Genomic DNA, 5524 nt, shown 5'->3' on the forward strand with positions numbered 1-5524 from the left:
CTCCGGTGAAGGACTCCCCCTCCACCTCCAAGCCCTCCACCTCACAGCCCTCCTCTGGGAGCAGTACGCTGGCCTCGAAGGTGGCGGGCCTCCAGCACGCCTTCCCCCTGCTGGCGCCGCTGTATCTGCCGTTCGTGCGGCTCGCGGCGCGCGCCATCGATGACCGCATCCGCGTGTCGCGTGGGAGCAGTCCGGTCCGGGTGGCCAATGCCTTCGATGACGTGGCCCTGCTCCAGTGGCTGAGCGACCTGCTCGGCCAGTACACCGTGGGGGGCGCGGCGAACGCGATCAACACCGCCGTGGGGGCGAAGAAGTTGCAGGTCAACGGCAAGGCGGGGTTCGACCAGGCCGTGCGAAGCTTCTTCCAGTTCCAGGGGGGCAACTTCTACGCCCTCTGGCAGAACGCGAAGAGCGCGATCAGCGAGCAGGACGTCGAACAGTTCCTCGCGGGCAACCCGGTGACGGCCGGCTTCCTTCGTCGCGTCACGACCAACTTCATCGCCAACATCCATGAGCTCATCGACAACCTGGAGCACGACTTCGAGATGCTGGCGGAGCTCTTCGTCGATGACCGGAAGGAGCTGCAGGACCGCATCGTCCGGCTGACGAAGCTGGACCTGTCCGGGAGCGACCTGCACAAGGGAGGCAAGCAGGTGATCCTCCTCACCTTCGAGACGCGCGAGGGCAAGGCGAAGCGGCTCGTCTACAAGCCCTCGGACGTGATGATCGACTTCTGCCTGGTCGGAAGGTGCGACTACATGCGGAAGAACTCCGGGAAGTTCTCGCAGCTGCCCTTCCGTCCCAACAGCCTGATGGAGCTGCTCAACACGGGGATCCAGGAGCAGTTCCAGTTGCCCACCTACCGGATCCTCCCGCGCAAGGTGGGCACCCTCCGGGCCTATGGCTACATCGAGTTCGTCACCTATGATCAGTACATCGACAAGGCCCAGGCGCGGCTGTTCTACAGCGTCTTCGGCCAGCTGCTGGCGATAGCCCTCACCTTCGGGCTGCGTGACTTCCACCTGAGCAACCTCATCGCGCACGAGGGCAAGCCGCACCTCATCGACCTGGAGATGGCCTTCGGACAGGTGACGAGCCTGACGGACACGAACCTGCTGGGCGGCGACTCCGCGGGGACGGGCTTCCAGGTCCAGCACTCGGGCCCCTACGTCGTGGGCTGGGATGACAGGTCGTTGTTCTATCTGGAGCGCAAGGCGGGCCACATCGAGCAGGGAAAGAACCGCGTCTTCTCCGACAAGACGAAGGAACTCATCGAGCCCAAGGAGTATCGCGATGAGATCCTGAACGGCTTCGAGTTCATGATGCGCCGTCTGGCCACGGACGCGGTGAAGATCATCAAGTGGTTCGAGACCATGCGCATCAGCGAGGTCGTCGTCCGGCACCTCATCAACACCGCGGACCTGGCAGCCACGCTGAACAACCTGCGCTCCATGGAGCAGAGCTTCGAGCGCCTGGAAGCCAGCGCGCTGGAGGTGGCTGACGAGGAGCGCCAGAAAGGTCCCGTGTCCGCCGAGACGGCGATCTTCACGCGCAACCTGGTCGCCCTGAAGCAGGGCGACCTGCCCTCCTATTATTTCCGACCCGGCAGCAAGGCCACCCTCATGGACAGCGACTACCGCGAGCTGCGCGCCCCCAGGACGGACGCTCTCATCCCGGCGCCAGGCTCGGTGGAGAACGTTCGAGCCCGGCTGGCGCGACTGTCCAACTCCGACAAGCTCCTCAGGGAGCAGATCCAGAAGTACCGGGCGGAGATCCGCAAGCAGCTCTAGGACGCGGCTCAGCGGGACGCGGAAGGCGCCGCGTCCTCCCCCAGCAGCAGTTGGCGGACGATGGGCACGGGCGGGTAGCCGTGGGAGACGACCGCGTCGTGGAAGCGCTGGAGGGTGAAGTCCTTGCCCCACTTCACCTTCGCCTCCTCGCGCAGCTCCATCAGCATCTTCTTGCCCAGCGCGTAGACGAGGTACGTCGGATCCGACGTGCCACGGCGCGCCTCGCGCTCCGCGTTGATGCGCGTCATGTACGCCTCCTCCTCGAAGAGGCGCACCGCCTGGTCGTACGTCATCCCCCGCGTGTGCAGTGACAGGCCCGCCACGTAGCGCGCCAGCCGCTGGAGGTAGAGCGCCAGCTGGTTCAGCCGCAGCCGGTCCGCCTGCGGCCCCGCGCCGCCGTAGCCCTCGTCCAGCATCATCTGCTCGGTGTACAGGCCCCAGCCCTCGGCGAAGGAGCCCGAGCCGAACAGCCTGCGCACCTTCGACTGGATGCGGTGGGTCCACAGGAACTGCACGTAGTGCCCCGGGTATGCCTCATGGATGGAGACGAGCGGCAGCGCGTAGCGGTTGTAGAAGCTCATGTGCTGCGTGGTCTGCTCCGCGCTCCACGTCGGGTCCGGCGGCGTCACGTAGTAGTACGCCTCCGTCGCCTTCGCCTCGAACGGGCCCGCGGTGCTCATGCTCGCGAAGGACAGCGCCCGGTTGAACGCCGGCGTCTCCGCCACCCGCGCGCGCACTTCGCTGGGCACGGTGATGATGTGGTGGTCGATGAGGAACTGGCGGATGTCCTCCAGCGTCGCCGTCGTCGTGGACACCAGCTCCGCGGGGGCCGGGTGCTCCTTGCCCAGCTCGCGGTACACGTCCATGGGCGCCTTGCCCGGCGCGATTCGCCCCGCCACCTCACGGAACTGCGCCTGCGTGCGCTTCATCTCCGAGCGCCCCCAGGCCAGCAGCGAGTCGATGCTCTCGGTGACGCCCTCCTCGTACTGGAGCTTCTTGCGGTACGTCTCCTCTCCGATGGCGAAGGCCCCGTTGGAGCGGGGCAGCAGGTCGTCCTTCAGGAAGCGGATGTACCCGTCGATGGCCTCCAGGCAGCGCGCCTGCTCCTTCTGGAAGGCCGCCTGGAGCGCGGCGTCCTTCACCGGCGCGAAGGCCTGCGGCAGCGTCTGCGCGTAGAGCGCGCGCGTGCCCTTCGCCTGCTCCAGCGCGATCTCCGTCCAGAGCTTCGGCGGGTTCTGGAGGTTCGCGGGCGCCGCCGCGAAGACCTCCGGCACCACCGCCATGCGCTTCACCGCCGAGTGCATCCGCTCCTCCAGCGGCGCGAAGTCGCGGTTGATGAGCTGGAACACGGCCCCCGAGGCGAAGCCCAGGTAGGTGTTCGGGTTGCGCTCCCACGAGCGCACCACCTCCTGGTCCAGGATGCGCGCGCGGAAGTGGTTCTCCAGGATGTCGTAGTCGGCCCGGTCCTCCGGTGGCAGCGCGCCACGGTCCACCGCCTTGGGCAGCGCCGCGAGCTGCTCCTTCAGGTACGCCAGGTTCGACGCCCGCTCCTCGGCCCGGAAGCCGCGCAGCTCCCCGTCATGGGCGTGGATGCCCGCGGACGTGGCGGACATCGGCGAGCGGCGGAAGTGCTCCTCCAGGTGCGCGTCCACGAAGGCGCGCAGCGCCACCTGGGCGGGAGACAGCGCGGGCGTGGCGGCATGGGCGGCCGGGGACTCCGCCTGGGCCGGTGGGCGCGTGGTGGTGCAGCCAGGGGACAGCAGCAGCAACGCGGCGAGGATGCTCGTGGGGCGCAGTGCGTTCATGGAGCCTCGGGGAAGGGACGCGGGAGCGTCGCCGAAGGGCCCCGGCACGACAAGCCTCAGGCGAGGACCGCCCACCGGGGGCCGGTGGGCGGTTCATCGGCTCGCTCAGAGCGGCTGGATGGCTTCGCCAGGGGCACCGACCGCGAGGTCCTGCCTGCCCGAGGTGACCTCGTTGGGCAGAGAAACCCCCGTCCCCAGCTCCCCGACATGACGGCCGGTGGCGGCAAGCGGGCTGGGCGTGACCTCCAGCGTGAAGTCACCGGCGTTGTTGTTCTCGTTGCTCTCTGCGATCACACCGTCGACATCCGCGACCAGCACGAGGTGATAGGTGCCCGGCGCGATGGCGGAGGAGAACGTGATGGTCGAAGGCGGCAGCGTGGAGGTGCCGGCACCGGCACCGATGTTGACCGCGCCGATGGAGCCCAGCGACTGGTAGTTGGCATCCGTCAGGAAGATCCCGACCCTGGAGGCCGTGTTCGCCGGGCAGCGCGTGTACAGATCGAACGTCATGACGGTGGAGCCTCCAGGCTGGATTGACGCCGGGGTGATCGTGCCGCCCGTGAAATAGAAGTCGGCCGGCTTGGTCGTGCCCAGGACAGACGTCGTCGAACGGATGGTGGTGCTGTCCACCCGCCCCAGGATGTACCAGGTCTGTGGCTGACAGGCGGCCGCGATGGCCTCCAGTTGGGCAACCGCATTCGCCTGCATCGACAACCGGGAGATGTACCGCGACTGGGTCCCCGCGGGCGGGAAGTACGGCCCCAGTCCGCTGCCATTGAGCAGGATCTGCTGCGTGAACAGTTGCCAGACACCGGTGCTCCCGTTCGCGCTGGCCGAAAGATAGAACGTCACCTGGGCCGCCGCGGCTCCGACGCCAGACTTGCTTCCCGTCATGGTGTAGTTGACGGTGAACCCGGCGAGCGGGTCGGCGATGGCAGCGGGCGCGGTCAGGATGTTCATCTGCACCTGGGCCCAGGCGGAATTCGATGCAAGCACAACCAGGAGGAAGAGGGACGCAGCCGTTGCCTTGATTTTCATGCGCAATTCCTTGCACAAACACCGCCCGCAATGCAAGACGGCCGCCAAGGATTACAGACGTGCCGTTAATTTCCGCGCCCGTTCCTCTTGAGAGGTATTGCCGCGGGCCCGGCGGCTAGTTCAGCGTCCCGCAGTCGGCGATGCGTTGCACCCGAAGCGCGGCCAGCCGCTCCAGCGGTGCCGCCACGTCCGCGCCTTCAAGCAGCGCCACCGCGCGGGCGATGGCGTCCAGGGTGGACATGCCGGCCGGATGCGAGGGTTCGCGGAGGCGGAGCATTCCGGGCTCGGGCGGTGGCAGCACCAGCCGAGGGAGCGCCCGCAGCGCGGGAAGCCGCTGGGTCATCCGCCGTGCCTGCGACCAGTTGCCGTCCAGCACCACCAGCTGCTTTGGCGCGGGGGCGTCCGGTGGTGCGACGGGGCCGTCGGGGAAGAGCAGCCAGGTGCCCGGCTCGCTGAGCAGGGAGGTGTCGAGCGCCTCGGTCATTCCACCGACGATGAGCAGCTTCGCGTTCGCGAGGGCCAGCGCGGCCACGCGGCCAGTGTTGCTCCGCTTCGCGGTCTCCAGCACGTGCTGGAGCAGGAGGAACCGGGTGCGGGTCTCCACCTGGGGAATCTCAGCGCACAGGCACAGGTGGATCGCGAGGTTGCAGCGCGGGCAGCGGGGCGGGCGGTCGGCTCGGGACATCTCTTCCGCCATCCTGGGCCGGCCGCCCCGGGAAGAAAAGCGCTCGTTGCCGGGCACGCCTGACCCTTCGTGACAGCACCCACCCCACCGGGGGCACGGCCGGCTGGAAGCGAAGCGCAGGCGGTGGATTCCTTCCGTCGCGCGCGGATCCGATGGGGCGAGGAGAAGCTCGGCGCGCTCGACCCACCAGGGGGAGGCAGGTGGGG

At 68.0% G+C, this 5524-nt stretch carries 4 protein-coding genes; 1 reads left to right on the forward strand and 3 read right to left on the reverse strand.

The genetic code is table 11. The features are described 5' to 3' along the window. On the forward strand, positions 1-1790 hold a 1790-nt coding region (locus tag D7Y13_RS37625; protein ID WP_120630965.1), incomplete at its 5' end, for a DUF4135 domain-containing protein. An 8-nt stretch (positions 1791-1798) separates the two neighbouring features. Here the strand turns inward: D7Y13_RS37625 and D7Y13_RS37630 are convergent. The 3 genes from D7Y13_RS37630 to D7Y13_RS37640 form a co-directional block, all read right to left on the reverse strand. Then, positions 1799-3595, reverse strand: coding sequence for a DUF885 domain-containing protein (locus D7Y13_RS37630; RefSeq protein ID WP_120583419.1), 1797 nt, complete (start codon positions 3593-3595; stop codon positions 1799-1801). Positions 3596-3700: 105 nt separating this feature from the next. Further along, complete coding sequence (locus D7Y13_RS37635) at positions 3701-4633, reverse strand: CARDB domain-containing protein (protein ID WP_120583407.1); 933 nt, start codon at positions 4631-4633, stop codon at positions 3701-3703. 115 nt (positions 4634-4748) lie between these two features. Next, on the reverse strand, positions 4749-5318 hold the full coding sequence (locus D7Y13_RS37640; RefSeq protein ID WP_120532733.1) for a tRNA-uridine aminocarboxypropyltransferase: 570 nt from the start codon (positions 5316-5318) through the stop codon (positions 4749-4751). Positions 5319-5524: the final 206 nt, after the last annotated feature.

It is taken from the genome of Corallococcus praedator (genome assembly GCF_003612125.1).
In the GTDB taxonomy this organism is placed as follows: domain Bacteria; phylum Myxococcota; class Myxococcia; order Myxococcales; family Myxococcaceae; genus Corallococcus; species Corallococcus praedator.